The organism is Psychrobacter sp. ANT_H56B, from assembly GCF_008369245.1.
GTDB classification, from domain to species: Bacteria; Pseudomonadota; Gammaproteobacteria; order Pseudomonadales; family Moraxellaceae; genus Psychrobacter; species Psychrobacter cryohalolentis.
In genome coordinates this window covers 584,835-603,512 of record NZ_VOBF01000001.1, presented here as the reverse complement: position 1 = coordinate 603,512, position 18,678 = coordinate 584,835, and the positions used below count along the sequence as shown (strand labels likewise).

General features: G+C 42.1%; 15 protein-coding genes. 13 read left to right on the top strand and 2 right to left on the bottom strand.

Going from position 1 to position 18,678, the window contains the following annotated elements; genetic code table 11:
• Positions 1-124: 124 nt before the first annotated feature.
• From pyrH to FQ082_RS02360, 11 genes are all read left to right on the top strand, one after another.
• On the top strand, positions 125-850 hold the full coding sequence (gene pyrH, locus FQ082_RS02410) for a UMP kinase (RefSeq protein WP_011514039.1): 726 nt from the start codon (positions 125-127) through the stop codon (positions 848-850).
• 126 nt (positions 851-976) lie between these two features.
• On the top strand, positions 977-1,531 hold the full coding sequence (frr, locus tag FQ082_RS02405) for a ribosome recycling factor (protein ID WP_011514038.1): 555 nt from the start codon (positions 977-979) through the stop codon (positions 1,529-1,531).
• 257 nt (positions 1,532-1,788) lie between these two features.
• On the top strand, positions 1,789-2,547 hold the full coding sequence (gene uppS / locus FQ082_RS02400; RefSeq protein ID WP_149491899.1) for a polyprenyl diphosphate synthase: 759 nt from the start codon (positions 1,789-1,791) through the stop codon (positions 2,545-2,547).
• A 175-nt stretch (positions 2,548-2,722) separates the two neighbouring features.
• Positions 2,723-3,532: a phosphatidate cytidylyltransferase gene (locus FQ082_RS02395; protein ID WP_149491898.1), complete on the top strand. Its 810-nt coding sequence runs from the start codon at positions 2,723-2,725 to the stop codon at positions 3,530-3,532.
• A 106-nt stretch (positions 3,533-3,638) separates the two neighbouring features.
• Positions 3,639-4,847 carry a 1-deoxy-D-xylulose-5-phosphate reductoisomerase gene (gene ispC / locus FQ082_RS02390; RefSeq protein WP_149491897.1) on the top strand — a complete coding sequence of 403 codons (1,209 nt, stop codon included), beginning with the start codon at positions 3,639-3,641 and terminating at the stop codon, positions 4,845-4,847.
• A gap of 58 nt (positions 4,848-4,905) precedes the next feature.
• Complete coding sequence (gene rseP, locus FQ082_RS02385) at positions 4,906-6,279, top strand: RIP metalloprotease RseP (protein ID WP_149491896.1); 1,374 nt, start codon at positions 4,906-4,908, stop codon at positions 6,277-6,279.
• A 263-nt stretch (positions 6,280-6,542) separates the two neighbouring features.
• Positions 6,543-8,966, top strand: a complete 2,424-nt coding sequence (gene bamA / locus FQ082_RS02380) for an outer membrane protein assembly factor BamA (protein WP_149491895.1) — start codon at positions 6,543-6,545, stop codon at positions 8,964-8,966.
• A 150-nt stretch (positions 8,967-9,116) separates the two neighbouring features.
• Complete coding sequence (gene lpxD, locus FQ082_RS02375; protein ID WP_149491957.1) at positions 9,117-10,133, top strand: UDP-3-O-(3-hydroxymyristoyl)glucosamine N-acyltransferase; 1,017 nt, start codon at positions 9,117-9,119, stop codon at positions 10,131-10,133.
• A gap of 112 nt (positions 10,134-10,245) precedes the next feature.
• Positions 10,246-10,755 (top strand): 3-hydroxyacyl-ACP dehydratase FabZ, encoded by a 510-nt coding sequence (gene fabZ / locus FQ082_RS02370; RefSeq protein ID WP_149491894.1) that lies wholly within the window; start codon positions 10,246-10,248, stop codon positions 10,753-10,755.
• 174 nt (positions 10,756-10,929) lie between these two features.
• Positions 10,930-11,709 (top strand): acyl-ACP--UDP-N-acetylglucosamine O-acyltransferase, encoded by a 780-nt coding sequence (gene lpxA, locus FQ082_RS02365; RefSeq protein WP_149491893.1) that lies wholly within the window; start codon positions 10,930-10,932, stop codon positions 11,707-11,709.
• Between the two features lie 307 nt (positions 11,710-12,016).
• The gene (locus tag FQ082_RS02360; protein ID WP_011514029.1) at positions 12,017-13,369 is read left to right on the top strand and encodes a sodium-dependent transporter; all 1,353 of its coding nucleotides are present in this window, start codon (positions 12,017-12,019) and stop codon (positions 13,367-13,369) included.
• A gap of 132 nt (positions 13,370-13,501) precedes the next feature.
• Here the strand turns inward: FQ082_RS02360 and tgt are convergent, their stop codons facing one another.
• Positions 13,502-14,653, bottom strand: a complete 1,152-nt coding sequence (tgt, locus tag FQ082_RS02355; protein ID WP_020443802.1) for a tRNA guanosine(34) transglycosylase Tgt — start codon at positions 14,651-14,653, stop codon at positions 13,502-13,504.
• Positions 14,654-14,871: 218 nt separating this feature from the next.
• Between tgt and FQ082_RS02350 the strand changes: the two genes are divergently transcribed.
• Complete coding sequence (locus FQ082_RS02350; protein ID WP_149491892.1) at positions 14,872-15,534, top strand: SOUL family heme-binding protein; 663 nt, start codon at positions 14,872-14,874, stop codon at positions 15,532-15,534.
• A gap of 58 nt (positions 15,535-15,592) precedes the next feature.
• Here the strand turns inward: FQ082_RS02350 and asd are convergent, their stop codons facing one another.
• Positions 15,593-16,726 (bottom strand): aspartate-semialdehyde dehydrogenase, encoded by a 1,134-nt coding sequence (gene asd, locus FQ082_RS02345; protein WP_149491891.1) that lies wholly within the window; start codon positions 16,724-16,726, stop codon positions 15,593-15,595.
• A 492-nt stretch (positions 16,727-17,218) separates the two neighbouring features.
• Here asd and FQ082_RS02340 point away from each other — a divergent pair, with 492 nt between their 5' ends.
• Positions 17,219-18,340, top strand: coding sequence for an endonuclease/exonuclease/phosphatase family protein (locus tag FQ082_RS02340; RefSeq protein ID WP_149491890.1), 1,122 nt, complete (start codon positions 17,219-17,221; stop codon positions 18,338-18,340).
• The last annotated feature ends 338 nt before the right edge of the window (positions 18,341-18,678 follow it).

Below are 18,678 nucleotides of genomic sequence, written 5' to 3'. Positions count from 1 at the left end.
AGCGCAATTTGACCTTTGTACCTGCTTATCCTTAAGTTGGGCAATGCCGTCAAGTCTCAAAGTAAACTCTATTTGTATATTACCGATAACTTTAATTATAATTCAATACTGACAAGGTGACCTCATGTCTGACAAAAACCCGCGTTATTCTCGTATCTTGCTAAAACTCTCCGGTGAAGCCTTAGCGGGTACGAAAGATATGGGTATTGATACCGAAGTGCTCGATAAGATGAGCTTATCTATCGCCCATTTGCGCGGGCTTGGTGTCCAAGTGGGTATCGTGGTCGGTGGTGGTAACTTATATCGCGGTGCCCAATTACAAAAAGAGGGTTTGGTCGGCCGCGTCACTGGCGATCAAATGGGCATGCTTGCAACCGTTATGAATGGCCTTGCAATGCGTGATGCTCTTGAGCGCCGTAATATCAAAACGCGCCTAATGTCAGCCCTGCCGATTGGTGAAGTCACTGAAAGCTATAGCAGCCGTAATGCGATTCGTTATCTTAAGAATGGCGAAGTATGTATCTTTGTCGCGGGTACGGGCAACCCTTTCTTTACTACTGATACGGCTGCTTGCTTACGTGGTATTGAAATTGAAGCAGGCTTGATTCTAAAAGCGACCAAAGTAGATGGTGTTTATGATAAAGACCCAAGCCTACATAGCGATGCGGTAAAATATGATGGTCTGACCTTTGATGAGGTGTTAGAGCAAAAGCTTGGAGTTATGGATTTGACTGCCATCGCATTATGTCGTGAGCACGATGTGCCATTACAAGTCTTTGATATGAATAAGCCTAATGCTTTATTAAATGTTGTGATGGGCGAGAATGAGGGCACACGCGTCTATCATTAATAACGTACCCAAAAATATGATAAAAGATAGGCAGAAGTAAGACAGCTGCTTATCTGTGACAACATCTGAATAGTTTTTATAATAAACAATAAATGATTTGTCGGTAGCGATAAATAAGGATACCTCATGATTCAAGAAATTAAGCAAGACGGCGAAGCGCGCATGCAAAAAACCTTGGAAGCGCTTGAAAGTACTTTTAGTAAAGTTCGTACGGGTCGCGCGCATCCAGGTATGTTGACAGGTGTGATGGTCAGCTACTACGGTTCGCCTACGCCGTTAAATCAAGTAGCGAGTGTTAACGTTGAGGATTCGCGTACGCTACTGGTACAGCCATTTGACCGTACCATGGTGCAAGCGATTGACAAAGCTATCCGCGAAGCAGATTTGGGTCTTAATCCAATGACTGCTGATGTGATTCGTGTTCCTATGCCAGCATTGACAGAAGAAACTCGAAAAGATATGCAAAAATTGGCACGTGGCGAAGCAGAAAACAGCCGCGTTTCTATTCGCAATATCCGCCGTGATATGATGAATGACATCAAAGAGTTAGCAAAAGAAAAAGAGATCTCAGAAGACGACGAGCGCCGCGCCAGTGACGACATTCAAAAAATCACTGACAAATATATTGAAACAATCGATAGTCGCTTAAGCAAAAAAGAAACCGATTTGATGGCAGTATAAGTACATTTTTCTGCTGTCAAAAATGATGCGCTATCAATATTTTATATAACAAGTCGCTAAAAACAAACAGCCAATATCAAAGTGCTATTGGCTGTTTGTTGCCGTGTAGACAATTAAGCTTACTCTATAGCTTGTTTATATTGTCCTTTTTTATAAGCACTTTATATGAATCTTTTTATATAAATTATGAGTTAGGGTTTTTATAAAGTATGGCGCGCGTTATGATTATTTTACCTAAACAACAAGCAAGTTAGCCTATGTCTATGTCAGAGAATTTAGCTCCAGCCCTTCTTCCACGCCATATCGCTGTTATTATGGACGGCAATAACCGCTATGGTAAAGTCCATAATTTAGGTAAAGGTCAGGGGCATATCGCTGGCAAAGATGCGCTAGACCCTATTGTTGAGTATTGCGTCAGTACGGGTATTGAGGTTTTGACCGTCTTTGCCTTTTCCAGTGAGAATTGGCAGCGCCCACCGACTGAAGTGGCTCTGCTGATGCATTTGCTGAGCTTAACCATCAATGAGCAGATGCCTCGCATGGTTAAGTACCGTATTCGTTTGCGTTTTATCGGCGACCGCAGTCAGCTTAGTGATGATTTGCAATTATTGATGGCAGATGCTGAAGCAAAAACGGCTGATTTTGATGCTATGACATTGGTCATCGCCATCAGTTACGGTGGACAGTGGGATATCGCTCATGCAGCAAAGCAGCTATTACAGCAAGTGCAGGCAGGTCAGTTATCAATCGATGATATTGATAAGGAAAAACTTGGAGAGTATGTGCAATTGGCAGATGTACCAGAAGTAGACATGCTGATACGTACCGGCGGCGAGTACCGTCTTTCCAACTTCTTATTGTGGCAATCAGCCTATGCAGAGCTGTTCTTTACCCCAACATTGTGGCCAGATTTTAGCGTCGATGAGCTAGCAGCAATGCTAGAGGATTTTGCTCAACGTCAACGCCGCTTTGGCAAGACCAGCGAGCAAATAGTGACGGCTCAGCAAATATCTTAGAAGTTATGTTAAGAGCATTAGACGACTTTTGTCAATTTGGAGCACTTTCAATAGCGTGCGTCACTATCAATACGCTATTATAGTCAGCAGCTGGCTATGATACGTCATTATCTATAGTAAATATTTATCGCGCAATTTGACCAAATGTTCTTCACTATTATAAGGCTCAATAAATATGTGGCAACGAATTAAGACGGCAATTGTTCTCGTTATTATCGTTGGTATTGCAATGTTTGCGAGCCAAACCCCTATATTATTTGCACCACTTTTAGGGATTGGGGTGATTATTGCCGCCCATGAATGGACTAAATTGATGCCAAAGTGGCGTCAGCCCGTGGTCTTCGTAGTATTGGTGTTGCTGCTGACGTTAGTGTCACTCATGTTTAAAGTCACTTGGCTTTTTTGGTGGGCAGCTTCTCTCGTCATATGGTTAATGGCGCTGTCTTGGGTAAGAGTTTTCCCAACGTCTACCAAATGGTACGGTAAGCAGTTGGCGCTAATGGGAGCAGTGATATTAACGGCTTCAATTACGGCTATGTTTTACTTATGGCAATTGTCGCCATGGTGGCTACTGTATGTGTTTTTATTGGTCTGGTGTGCAGACAGTGGTGCTTACTTTGTCGGACGCAAGCTTGGGCGCCGAAAAATGGCACCGAACGTTTCACCCAATAAGAGTATGGAAGGACTGGCGGGTGGCTTAGTTACAGGACTACTGGTCGTAGTAATTATAAGTGTCTTTAAATTACAATTGACGGGTGCAGCGCTCCTCGCCTTTGTGGCATTATCGGCTCTGACGATTTTAGCTTCCGTACTGGGCGATTTGTTTGAGTCTATGCTCAAACGCCGTGCTGATGTTAAAGATTCAGGAACGATTCTACCGGGCCATGGTGGAATACTTGACCGTATTGATTCACTGCTATCTGCTACGCCGATATTTGCGCTTGGTTTTTGGGCAATACAGCAGTTTGGTTTGATAGTCGTTTGACTTGCCTAATACTATCAAAATCGCTTATGTAGTTATCTGACAGAACATAAGCTTAGCTGCTCATTTAATTTTCATCTTATTACTACCGTATCATTTATAGGCACCCATGGTTATGACCCAACGTATCGCCGTATTAGGCGCGACAGGCTCGATTGGCGACAGTACGTTAGCCATCTTGGCGGCACAACCACAGCATTACGATGTTTATGCTTTATCTGGATATCACCGTTTAGATAAGCTGCTTGCGCTTTGTCAGCAGTTTGCTCCTAAGCGGGTAGGCGTACCGACAGCTGCGGTTGATGACTTCGCCAAGCGTCTGAGTATAGCAGGACTTGATATTGAAGTAGTCGGCGGCGAAACAGGCCTCGTGGATATCGCTACCGATTCACAAACTGATACTGTCGTTGCTGCTATTGTTGGCGCCGCAGGCTTGCCTTCTACTCTAGCTGCTGCCCGCGTAGGCAAGCGTATTTTACTGGCAAATAAAGAAGCGCTGGTGATGGCAGGGCAAGTGATGATCAATGCGGTCAAAACGCATCATGCAACCTTGCTGCCGCTTGATTCTGAACATAATGCTATCTTTCAGTGTTTACCATTTGCCATTCAGCAGGATAATACCCAAATTCACCGACCAAATCATGGCGTGCGTAAGCTATGGCTAACGGCTTCTGGTGGACCGTTCTTACAGCAGTCATTTGCGCAGATGCAGCAAGCTAGTGTCGCTGAAGCGGTCAAACACCCAAACTGGTCGATGGGGCAAAAGATATCGGTCGATTCTGCCACGATGATGAACAAGGGGCTTGAGCTGATTGAAGCTTGTCATTTATTTGATTTGCCTGAAAATAAGATAAATGTGGTGATTCATCCACAAAGTATCATTCACTCAATGGTAGAATATAGCGATGGCAGCTTTTTGGCGCAGCTTGGCAGCCCAGATATGAAAACGCCCATCGCTCATGCGCTAAGCTACCCTGACCGTATTGACAGTGGCTCGCAGCCATTAGACTTATTTGCCTTAAGTGGTTTAGAGTTTATCGAGCCTGATTTGCAAAAATTTGCCTGCTTACGTCTGGCACGAGAGGCGATGCAAGCGGGTACTCATGCTACTATCATATTAAATGCGGCGAATGAGATTGCAGTATCGGCATTTTTGAATAATCAAATTCGTCTGACGGATATTGCTGATATTAATGAGCAAGCATTGAATGAGATACGAGTGTCGGCATTAACTGAGACGGCTGATATTGATGAGATTTTGGCAATTGATAACCTAGCGCGTCAGCATACTGAGAAGCTGGTGGCAAGATTGGTCTAGATATATCAAGCGCTATCGCCTTTATAATGATGTTAAGAGTACCTACTGAGAAAAGATCATGACGTTTCTATTAACACTCCTTGCGGCAATATTTGTCTTAGGTCCGCTTATTGCTTTGCATGAGTGGGGTCATTATATTGTAGCGCGTCTTTGCGGCGTTAGAGTACTTACGTATTCTATTGGTTTTGGTCCCAAACTTTTTGGCTGGACCAGCAAAAAAAGTGGCATTGATTATCGTATCTCGGCATTACCCCTTGGTGGCTATGTCAAAATGCTTGATGAGCGTGAAGGTGAGGTGGCAAAAGATGAGCAGCATTTAGCATTTAATCGTCAGCATCCGCTTAAGAAAATAGCTATTGTGGCTGCTGGTCCTATCATGAACTTCATTATTGCTATTGCATTGTTCTGGGTGTTATTTATGACCCCCTCAGAGCAGCTTGCCACCAAGATTGGTCAAGTATTACCGGATACGCCTGCCGCGATAGCACAGTTGCCTGCCGGTGATAAAATCGTTGCGATTGACGGTCATGACGTACAGATGTGGGAAGGGATTAATTATCGCCTTGCTGGGCGCATGGGCGAGACAGCCAATATAAGCGTGACGTTGCAATCAGAAGCCAATAATAATGCAACCAAAACTTATCAAGCACCTGTAAAAGAATTTATGCAAGGTGCCGCACAAGGTAAAGATGCCTTATCAAGCTTTGGTATGATACCGTGGCAACCAAATATTGCACCGATAGTTGGTGATGTAACGCCTGATGGCGCGGCAAGTCGTCAAGGTCTCAAGGCTGGCGACCGCATCACTGCTATTAACGATGAAGCCATTAATGACTGGATTAGCGCCACTCGTATTATCCGTGACAATCCTGAGACTTTGCTTACATTTAGCGTATTGCGTGATGATAAGCCAATTGAATTGCAGATTATGCCGCAAGGTAAAAAAGACAATTTAGGTAACGATTATGGACAAATTGGTGCTATGGTGGCACAGTCTGAGATTGTCATTCCTGATGCGTACAAAACTACGGTGGTCTATGGTCCTGGCGAATCGTTAGTCAAATCGTTTGAGAAAACTGAGCAATTAGCTGTTATGACTGTCAGCTCAATGGGCAAGATGCTATCAGGTATGATAGGTCTTGATAACTTATCAGGTCCGATTACTATTGCCAAAGTCGCTAAGCAAAGTTTTGATATCAGTTGGCAAATGGTATTATCTACCGCAGCCTTAATCAGTTTGAGCCTTGCGGTTTTGAATTTGTTGCCCATTCCAGTATTAGATGGCGGTCATATTGTCTATTATCTGATTGAGCTGATACGTGGTAAGCCACTCTCTGAAGGCGTGCAAATGGTAGGCTTAAATATTGGTTTACTCTTGCTGGCAGGTTTCATGGTGTTAGCAATTGGTAATGATATCAGTCGGCTGTTTTGATGATATAGCATACTTCTTGCACGGTAAGATGCGATAGGCTAATGGTTTTATGCTTATCCTGTATCTATTGTTAGGCTGATAAGCAATTTCTTTTATCGCCGTGCTGCTGTACTAATTTTATATTTTAGTTTATTTTATGACGCGTTTTATATAAAGTGTTCTGAGTCTGTTCCCTAAGTGGTTACGATATGACACAAAAGAGACCAGATAAGATGTGCTTTTCAACTTAACTTAAGCAAGTTTTTTATTGACGGATAGTGTTTATGCGTACGCCTTTATTTATGAGCGCGGCTGGGTTGCCGTTAGTTGTAGCAATGATGAGTATGCCGGTTCAGGCTGCAGAATTTGTGGTCACTGATATTGGCTTTAATGGTCTACAACGCCTAACACCTGATAGTTTATATCCAGTACTGCCTATTGCAATAGGTGATACGGTCAATGATGCAAATCTGGCTGCCAGTATCAAAGCACTATATGCCACCGAAAACTTTGCTGACATTCAAAGCCGTATTGAAGGCGGCAAGCTGCGCTTTGATGTCGTTGAACGTCCAACGATTGCAGAAGTTAATTTTGATGGCAACAAACTTATTCCCAAAGAAGGGCTTGAGCAAGGCTTAAATAATGCAGGTCTTGCTGTGGGTAATGTGCTTAAGCAAGCAACCCTACAAGGCGTTGCAAACGAGCTACAACAGCAATATATCAGCCAAGGTTATTACAATAGTAATATTGAAGTCGATCAGACGCTGCTTGATGGCAACCGCGTCAAACTTGATGTGCGCTTTATCGAAGGCAAGCCGGCCAAAGTAGTTGATATCAATATCATTGGTAATAAGCACTTTAGTGATAAAGAAATTAAAGAAGTCTTTGCAGTAAAAGAGTCCTCGTGGACACGTCTATTATCTAAATCTGATCGTTATGCGAAAGAGAAGCTCGCGGCAAGTTTAGAAAATTTAAAAGCCCTGTACCTAAATGATGGTTATGTACGCTTTTCGGTAGACAATGCGGTGCTCAATATCAGTGAAGATAAGAGCAGCGTATTTATCGAAGTCAGTCTTAGCGAAGGCGAACAGTATCAGTTTGGCGAAATTAATTTCTTAGGTAAGCCAACTTTTGAAACCAGTGAATTAAAAGAGCTTGTCACTTTTGATGCTAAAGAAAAGTACTCACAAGCCAAGCTTGATGCCACCACTGCCGCTCTTAAGAGTCGTTATGGTAATGAGGGTTATTATTTAGCGCAAATCAGACCAGTACCCCGTATCAATGATGAGACCAAAGTAGTCGATATCGATTATTATATTGATCCTGCACGTCCTATTTATGTGCGCCGTATCAATTTTACTGGTAACTTAAAAACCCAAGATGAAGTACTGCGCCGTGAAATGCGTCAGTTGGAAGGGTCATTGGCTTCTAGTGATAAGATTCAGCTGTCACGTACGCGTTTGATGCGCACAGGTTTTTTTAAAAATGTTAACGTTGATGTGAAGCCAGTTCCTAATCAACCAGACCAAGTCGATGTAAACTATGCAGTTGAAGAGCAGCCATCTGGTAGCTCAACCATTGCTGCTGGTTATTCACAAAGTGGCGGTGTTACCTTCCAGTTAGATCTTACCCAAAACAACTTTATGGGTACTGGTGACCGCGTTAAAGCTTCTTTGTCACGCTCAGAGACACGTGATTCTTATAGCTTGGGTTATACCGATCCGTACTTCACGGAAAATGGTGTATCACAAGGTATCAGCGCTTATTACCGTGAAACCAAGTACGATGATCGAAACGTTAGTAACTATGTTACCGATGCTTATGGTGCAACGTTGAACTATAGCTATCCGGTTGATGAAACCAAACGTGTGAGTGCGGGCTTAAATATTGATAACACCACAGTACGTGGCGGTAGCCGTCTAGGTGTATCAAGCGTTCAGCAGATTATAGATGACGGTGGTACGTTCGAGAAATTCAATAATGATCAAGATGAATTCTCTGGTCGTACGGGCTTTAAAAACGAATATCAAAGCTACAACTTACTATTCGGTTGGGATTACAGCACTTTAGATCGTCCCGTATTTCCGAATAAAGGCATGAGTCATACAGTCGATGCGACTATTGGCTTAGGTGATGCCAGTTATCAGAAACTGGTTTATCGTGGTAATATTTATCAACCTATCTATAAAGATTGGGTTGCTCGCGGTTATACCAAGCTTGGTTATGGTAACAATTTACCGTTTTATGAAAACTTCTATGCTGGTGGTTATGGTTCAGTACGTGGTTATGAAGCATCAACGCTTGGACCTAAATCACAAAGCTACAATGATGCGATAAATGATGATGTGCGTTTTAAAGACGAAGAAGTTGGTGGTAATGCGCTAGTCAGCTTTGGTACTGAATTAATTTTACCAATGCCATTTAAAGGTGATTGGGCGGATCAAGTACGTCCAGTACTATTTGCTGAAGGTGGTCAGGTATTTGATACCACTGACAAAGAAAATCGCACCTTTATTGATCCAGCTACGGGCGACGATACTGGTGTACCCCTATTAACACAGGACAATAAATTGCGCTTTAGTGCCGGTTTAGGCGTCACTTGGTATACGCCAATTGGTCCGATTTCTTTGAGCTATGCAGTACCTATCGGTGACAAAGAAGGCGATGAGACTGAAAAAGTCCAGTTCCAAATTGGTAACACTTTCTAAGTGCTTGCTAATTGCCTGTTACTAGGTAAAGGGTTTGATTCTTGTTATTCAGCCCTTTAGGTAATTGAATCGTTCGTTAGATTTAGCCGGTCGTCAAGATGATATCTCAACTTGACGACCCTCTTATTCCTGCCAATACTAATACTGATTATGATAACGATTGAGCAACTCATCTCCCAGATTGAGCAGCGTCAGCCTGTTCTTAACAAGGCTGAGCTTAGCGCTGAGCAGCGCCGTCTATCCTTAGAGGGTATTGGTAATTTAACGATGGCCAATCGGCAGCAGTTGAGCTTTTTGGCTAATCCTCATTATCTTTCTAGTCTAGCTAATACTGGTGCTGGGGCAGTACTTATCACTGAAGAGCATCATAAAGAAGTGCCAAGTGATACGGTAGCTTTAATTGTTGCGGTCCCTTATTTGGCTTATGCTAGCGTGAGTCAAATTTTTGCTCGCCAACATTCATTTAGCGGTATTCATCCGACAGCCGTCATCGCCGACAGTGCCGTTATTGGCAATAAAGTGACTATCGGCGCTTTTTGTGTCATCGGTGAGCAAGTGCAGATTGGTGATCGCAGCGTGCTTGAGGCTCATGTAGTCATCGAGGATAATACTACCATTGGTACAGATGGTGTTATCAAATCACAAGTGGTGATAGGACATGACTGTATTATTGGTAGTCATGTTAGGTTGCACGCTGGGGTGACGATAGGCTCGGAAGGCTTTGGCTTTGCCCCCACTGCCAATCCTAGTGTCACAGGTTGGGAGCGTATTGCACAGTTAGGGCGTGTGCTGATAGGTGATCATGTACGCATTGGCAGTCAAACCTGTATAGATCGCGGTGCCATCGATGATACGGTGATTGGAAATCATGTTATTATTGATAACCTCGTACAAGTGGCACACAACGTCCGTATTGGTGATGGTACGGCTATCGCTGCTCATACAGGTATCGCAGGTAGTACTACAATTGGCAAACGCTGCATTATTGGCGGGGCGGTCGGTATTACCGGACATATTGATATCACAGATGATGTTACCTTATCTGGTATGACTATGGTCACTAAGTCAATCACCACTGCCGGATCGTACTCTTCTGGAACGGCTGCTATGCCAACTGCTAACTGGCGCCGTGCGGCTGTCCGTTTTCGCCAGCTTGGTCGTGATTAGCGTTTAAAGATTCATAGTTACAGAAAATTGATACTTAGATTATTTATAATATTAAAACTCAGCAAAGCTTTACTCTCAAGCAAGACTTTAAATACAGCAAGGAAGCGCTACTATGAGCACTAGCAATATTGATAACCCAACGGCAGAAGACATCAAAAGCTTGGCTGAACAAGGGTTAACGTTGCCATTAACTTACAATACATTAAAGCATTATTTGCCACATCGTTACCCATTTTTATTGGTGGATAAGATAGTTGCTTGTACACCAGGCGAATGTATCACGGGCATAAAAAACGTCACCATTAATGAAGAGTTTTTTAATGGGCATTTCCCTGATGAGCCTATCATGCCAGGCGTATTGATGGTTGAGTGCATGGCTCAGGTATCAGGTGTTCTGGGTTTTATTAGTGCAGGACTGACGGCAGAAGATGGCTATTTATACTTGTTCGCAGGGGTTGATAAAGTGCGCTTTAAGCGCCGTGTTATCCCTGGTGATCAGCTGATTATCCGCTCTAAAATTGTGATGCAAAAGCAGGGTATTTATAAGTTTGATTGTACTGTACATGTTGAAGATGAGCTTGCGGTTAGTGCGCAGATTATGATTGCCCGTCAGGAGCAATAAACCGTATTAGTCACTTTGAATAATGCATGAAACATTTAAACCATGATGTTAATGCTTATTTATTAGCATCATCTTATTTTTTGACAAAGGCAGCTTTAGGTTAGTTAATTTCACTAAGCTGTCTGTATTTGTTTTACTAATTTAATTGCATTCGATGATACAAAGGCCTCTATTATGAGTCAGATCCATCCCACAGCACTCATCTCACCGTCTGCTACGATTGATAAAACCGCAACCATTGGACCTTACTGTATTGTCGGTGATGAGGTTACGATTGGTGCACATACTATATTGCATCGCCACGTGGTGGTCACTAGATTGACTCGTATCGGTGAATACAATCAGTTTTATCAATTTTCGAGCATTGGCGAAGACCCGCAAGATCTCAAATACGCAGGTGAGCGTACTTGGCTTGAGATTGGCGATCATAATACCATTCGAGAAGCCTGTAGCTTGCACCGTGGTACTGAGCAAGATGGTGGGTTGACAAAAATTGGCAGCCATAACCTGCTCATGGTTAACACTCATGTGGCTCATGATTGCTTAATTGGCGACCATAATGTATTGGCTAATAATGTTGGCGTCGCAGGTCACGTTACCATTGGCAATCATATTATTGTCGGTGGCAATTCAGGCATTCATCAGTTTTGTACAATTGATGATTATAGTTTGGTTGGTGGTGCAACGTTGGTCTTAAAAGATGTAGCGGCGTTTACTATGGTTTCAGGTAATCCTGCTAAGGCACATGGTCTTAATATCGAAGGTATGCGCCGTAAAGGCTGGTCTAAAGATAGCATCGATGTGCTGCGTCAAGCTTATCGTGTGGTATTCAGATCTGGTTTAACGACAGGGCAAGCACTTGAAGTATTGAAACAAGATCTGTTGCCAAAAGAGTCAAAAATCGAATTTTTAATTGATTCGCTACAGAAAAGTCGCCGTGGAGTCGTGCGCTAAATTCTGTTTTAATACATCGGTAGCTCATTTTAAATAGTTTTTACCATCAAAACTAAATGTTATAAATAGTAATCATAAATATAAAAAGCCATAACTATTAGTTATGGCTTTTTATATTTATGATTACTTGACTTTTTTAGTTGCTTAGCAGAAACTGAGCCTCTACAACAATGTAAACAATTCTTTCTTAATGTTGCTGGATGCATCACATTGATGCATAGAGTAAATAGTCAAATATTATGGACAGCTATTTATAATAATCAAGGATGATTATAAGCAATATTAATTGAAGTATGAGGAAGGAAAAATGGCTAGTAATAAACAAGATCATGCGCAGTGGAGCTCGAGTTTTGGCTTCGTACTGGCAGCAGTAGGCTCGGCAGTCGGCTTAGGGAATATCTGGAAATTCCCTTATATGGTAGGTGAGAGCGGTGGTTCAGCTTTTGTTATTGCCTATTTATTCTGTATTGCTTTGGTTGGTTTTCCTGTATTGGTCGCTGAGTGGCTCATTGGTCGCCGTGGTCAAAAAAATCCTATTAATACCTTTAAAGATGTTGCTGTTAGTGAAGGTAAGTCAAGTAGCTGGGGTATTGTCGGCGCAACCGGTATCTTAGGTGGTTTTTTAATTCTCTCTTTTTATAGTGTCATCGGTGGCTGGGCGCTGAACTATATCACTAAAGTTGGCACGGGCAGTTTTGCCGGTCAAAACAGTGACTCTGTCGCTGCAACCTTTGATGGAATGCTAGCATCAGCAGGTACGCTAACGATTTGGCATACGGTATTTATGATCATTACCGCACTTATCGTTGGTATCGGTGTGACACGCGGTATTGAAAACGCTGCTAAAATTATGATGCCATTACTGGGTGTGATTTTATTTATCATTGTTGGTTATAACGTGATAAATGGTGGTTTTGGTGAAGCGGTTAATTACTTGTTTGCACCTGATTTGAGCAAGTTGACCGTTGATGTAATGCTAGCGGCATTGGGTCATGCTTTCTTTACCCTATCTATTGGTATGGGCATCATGGTGGCTTATGGTTCATACTTAGGTCGTGAAGTGAACTTACTAAAAACTGCTCGTACGGTGGTTATTTTAGATACAGTTATTGCCTTAGCAGCTGGTTTGGCCATTTTCCCAATCATCTTTAGCAATGGTCTTGATCCTGCATCAGGTCCTGGTTTGATTTTTGTCAGTCTACCGATTGCTTTTGGTAGCATGGCTGGTGGTACGATTATCGGTACCTTGTTCTTCTTATTGATTACCTTTGCTGCTGTGACATCGTCGATATCACTGCTAGAGCCAAGTGTTGAGTTCTTAGAAGAGCGTACATCGATGAACCGTACGATGTCTACCATTGCTGCTAGTACTGTGATTTGGCTATTGGGTATCGCTGCGCTATTGTCGTTTAACTTATGGAGCGACTTTACTATCATGGGTAATGGCATCTTTGATGCACTAGACAAACTTACCAGTAAGTTCTTATTACCGCTAACCGGTCTTGCAGGCATTATCTTCTTTGCTTGGAGAATGGACCAACGTAGCATTCAGCAAGAGCTTAATTTATCAAACGGTACTTGGCAGATTTGGCAAATCGTTACTAAATTTGTAGCGCCAATCGCGGTCATCGTGGTATTTGTGGCTGCATTGGTAGGCTAATCATTTATTCTTGATATGTATCCTGTTGATAGTTAGCTTATCAAAATTTAGTGAACAAAAAAGGCTTAAGATTAATCTTAAGCCTTTTTTGTATTTTATATATGAATAGCTAATGTCAAATTACCATTACTATTAACGCAAATTCAGCTCTGGCACCGTCTGTCCGCGTTTGCTATAAAATTCATTCACGAACTCATCAAATTTATCTTGTTCGATGGCATCTCTGATATTTTGCATCAAACGTTGATAGTAACGCAAGTTATGAATCGTCGCTAACTGCGCGCCAAGCATCTCTTTGCATTTATTCAAATGCGATAAATAAGCACGACTAAAATTCTGGCAAGTATAGCAATCGCATTCAGGGTCTAATGGACCTTCATCGGTGCGGTATTGGCTGTTGCGTATACGTACCACGCCCGCATTATCGGCGTCGCCTGTGACAAAATAATGACCATTACGCGCATTCCGGGTTGGCATGACACAATCGAACATGTCGACACCGCGGCGTACTCCTTCAACGAGATCTTCAGGCTTACCGACACCCATCAGATAGCGCGGCTTATCAGCAGGCATGTCATCTGCGATATAATCTAGGACGTCTATCATCTCTTCTTTTGGCTCGCCAACAGACAAACCGCCAATGGCATAGCCATCAAAGCCAATTTCAAGCAAGCCTTCTAGTGATTGCTTGCGTAAATCAGCGTACATACTGCCTTGAATGATGCCAAATAACGCATTGGTACTGCCAAGCTTTTTATGCTCATCAACGCAGCGTTGTCCCCAACGTAGTGACAACTCTAAAGACTTTTTAGCTTCATCGTGAGTGGCAGGATAGGGCGTACACTCATCAAACTGCATCACGATATCTGAATTCAAGCTATATTGAATCTGCATCGATTTTTCTGGTGATAAAAAGACCTTAGCACCATCGATAGGTGATTTAAAAGTCACACCTTCTTCAGTGATCTTACGCATCGCGCCAAGACTGAATACCTGAAATCCGCCAGAGTCAGTCAAAATAGGCTTATCCCAATGCATGAATTTATGTAAGCCACCGAATTTATCAATAATGTCGGTACCAGGGCGTAACCATAAATGAAAAGTATTGCCCAAGATGATATCTGCGCCAATTGCTTCGATATCGCGTGGTAGCATACCTTTAACGGTACCGTAAGTACCTACTGGCATAAAGGCTGGCGTTTGTACATCGCCATGATTGAGGTGGACTGTACCACGGCGTGCGCGAGTGACACCACTGGCTGTTTTATGTAAGACAAATTGCATAAGGTAACCGCTATATGAGCTATGAAAATGGCGCTAATTATAGCATTGTTAGGCTTTTTTTGGTTATTGATGTTTATTTAGCTTAGATTTCATGGGGTGTTTTTAGTCGACTATAACTAAAAGCTACAGACATCGTGATCAAGTCATTGTTAAAGTAGAAAACAGACCAAAACCCAAATATTAATACCTTATATGCTTTTGGACAATGGAGATAAGTCATGACCAAAAGAAATTACTTAATGAGCAGCTTATTGTTAAGTAGCTTATTATCGATATCAGGAGCAGCTATGGCTACCGAAGAGCCGAAATATACTGTCTTGTCGCAAACTGAAAATTTTGAATTGCGTCGTTATGATGAGCAATTGGTGGCGCAAACTTGGGTTTCCGGTAATCAAAATATGGCCAGTCGTGCAGGGTTTAAGGTGTTAGCAGATTATATATTTGGTAACAATACTGCGCCAAGTGGCGAGAGTAGCAAAATCAGCATGACTGCCCCTGTGACGATGCAATCTGAAAATAAAAATAGCAGTGATAAGTCACAAAAAATAGCCATGACAGCGCCAGTAAGTATGCAACAAAACGATGGAAAGTGGCGTGTGCAATTTACCATGCCAAGCCAATACACACTGCAAACGCTACCAAAACCAAATAATTCAAATATTGAAATTGTGAAAGTACCCGCTAAGACTTACGGTATTATTAAGTTTTCAGGGCTTGCTGGCAGTGAAAAGGTGGCTGCGAAAACGGCAGAATTACAGTTTTGGATGCAGGCGCAAAAATTAAAGATGACAGGTGAACCCGAATTAGCACGTTACAATCCACCATGGACACTGCCATTTATGCGCCGCAATGAAATCATGATTGCTTATCAGCAAAAATAACTCATAAAAAAAGACAGCAATTGCTGTCTTTTTTATATCCAAATTCAGAATATTAGCTTTAGCTATTTTGCTCGCGAATGATGTTCAGCATACGGCGTAATGGCTCAGCCGCGCCCCATAACAGTTGGTCACCCACGGTGAATGCGCCTAAATACTCAGGACCCATATTAAGCTTACGCAGGCGACCTAGTGCAACCGTTAAGGTGCCGGTTACTGCAACAGGCGTTAAGCGGTTCATAGTGGCTTCTTTATTGTCTTCAACCACGTCTAACCACTGATTACCGCTATTCTTCAGTGCTGCTTCGATCTCTTCTAATGGAATGTCTTTTTTGAGCTTAATTGTTAAGCCTTGTGCATGACAGCGCATCGCCCCAACGCGAACACACATACCATCGATAGCAATCTTATTTGCTTCAGAGTTGCCAAGGATCTTATTGGTTTCAACACCACCTTTCCATTCTTCACGAGACTGCTTGTTCTCTAATTGTGAATCGATATAAGGAATCAAGCTACCGGCTAATGGCACGCCAAAATATTGTTTAGGAAAATCGTCTGAGCGTTGAGTCTGAGCGATTTTTTTATCAATCTCAAGAATGGCGCTAGCAGGATTGGCAAGCTCATCTTTAACAGCATCACGTAATACACCCATGCCTTCAATAAGCTCACGCATGTTGTTAGCGCCTGAACCACTAGCGGCTTGATAAGTCATGGCGCTGACCCATTCTACCCAGCCTTTATTAAATAGCTCACCAATTGCCATCAGCATCAGTGACACAGTACAGTTGCCACCGATAAAGTCTTTTTTACCCTCAGCGAGTGCATTATCGATAACAACTCGATTAACCGGATCAAGAATGATGATGCTGTCATCTTCCATGCGTAAGGTACTTGCCGCATCAATCCAATAACCAGCCCAATCACTATCCCGCAGTGGTTGATGTACTTTTGAGGTATAGTCGCCACCTTGGCAGGTAATAATCACATCACAAGCGGTAAGGGCTTCAATATCATGAGCATCTTGTAGTTGGCTGGTCTTAATACCATCAAAACTTGGCGCATCACCGCCTGCATTACTGGTTGAAAAGAATACTGGCGTAATACCGTCAAAATCTTTTTCTTCCATCATACGTTGTAACAATACTGACCCGACCATACCGCGCCAGCCTACCAAACCTACTGTTAAATCACTCATCAAACTCAATCCTTTTTTACAATAAATTGTTGCATCGCCAACCAATAACAATGCCGTGAATAGCTCCAAAAAGCAAGGTTTTTTGATAGGTTTCGCGGGTTTTACTAGCACTATTAACTATGATAGTTATAACTTTGAGTTATGGTCATTCTTCTAGCTCTGCTAATGAATGAGAAATGATATTCATCATGAGTGAAATATCGACTTTGATAACAGAATAAGCACAGACGTAAGCCTGATCTTTGTAATGTTTTATAGTATCTATTAGGTAATTAGTGTTCAATAGTAGGCGCAGGTTGTCTGGAATGCTAAAGTAAGCCTTTATATATAATGCTTACCTTAAGCACTTTTCGTTTTTATGTTTTTTATTTAAATATTTTTATATGCATTTTATTAAGAGAATTTATCGTTTAGCTATTATAGACGCTAAGCCATAATAATAACGAACATAATCAATGGTATAACTGTTGATTTGATAAATGGTCGATACACATGATGGATTTCTCCTTTCTATATTACGGTGCGCAAGGACTGGCAGGGCTCGTTGCATTTATCACTATTTGGGGATGGCTACCACTTGATAATTGGTGGGTACGCGGTGTGGATTTCCCTCGTATTCAAATCATGATACTTGGTATCATTGCTTGGCTTGGCATGGTGGTATTTGGACCTCAGTGGCAGCTAGAACAATGGCTATTGTTTGCGGCTTTGAGTATTACGTTAGCCTTTCAGCTCAGAATGGTATTGCCCTATACTCTGCTATGGAAGAAAGAAGTACAAAATGCCAAAGATAAGCCGGATGTTGAGGAATATCAGTTAAAAATCATGGTTTCAAATGTATTGACCACCAATGATGATACTTATAAATTGGTTGAGTTAGTACAACAGAAACAACCTGATATCTTAATTACTTTAGAAAGTGATGAAAAATGGGAAAAAGCGCTTAACCAAGTTGAGTCTGATTACCCTTATACAGTAAAAGTGCCTTTAGATAATTTATATGGTATGCATCTCTATTCTAAGCTTGAGCTGATAGACCCTGAGATTAAATATTTGATCATTGATGATATACCTTCTATTCACACTCAGATACAGTTGCAAGGTGGGCGCGTCATTTGGCTTTATTGCTTGCATCCTATGCCCCCCAGTCCAACAGAAGCTGATAAATCTACGACCCGTGATGCTGAGCTATTGATGGTTGGTAAGCATATTAAAGACAATAAGCAAACGGCCATATTGGCAGGTGATCTGAATGACGTTGCTTGGTCACAGACCACACGTCGTTTTCAACGTATTTCAGGGCTACTAGATCCCCGTATTGGGCGACATTTTATCAATACTTTTCATGTTAACTATCCGTTTTTACGTTGGGCATTGGATCATCTTTTCCATAGTGCTTGCTTCACAGTGATTGATATTGAACGTTTACCTTCGATTGGCTCTGACCACTTTCCTGTAATGACAACGTTGCAATATGAGCCGGAAGAGGAGAGTAATCAAAAAGGAAATGCTCCTACAGCACAAGCAGCCGACTTTAAAGAGGCGGAAAATAAGATCGAAGCAGGCAAAAAAGAAGGTTGCAAGGTGTCTAAAGAGCATGAAGAATCGGAATAGAAGTGAGATTGAGAAGAATCCTAATAAGCGAAGGATACCTATTAGCTAAACAATTCAGACGTAAGCAAATGCTTACGTTAAATAAGGTCTTTAGCCTCTAGTCGCTGCACATCAATTGTCTTAGAATACATCCATCAACACAAGGATACGCAAGGATGTAGTGTTGAGACAGTATCAATAAAAGGACAGGACAGCCCACTGTCTCATAGATTACTGTTTATGGCTTAGGATGAGTCAACACGGAAGAGATAACAATAATAATATGAAAAACCATAGCCCCGAACCAATCGCCCTAGGTTCGGGGCTTTTCTTTGTGCTTAAGTTATTGATTTATATAT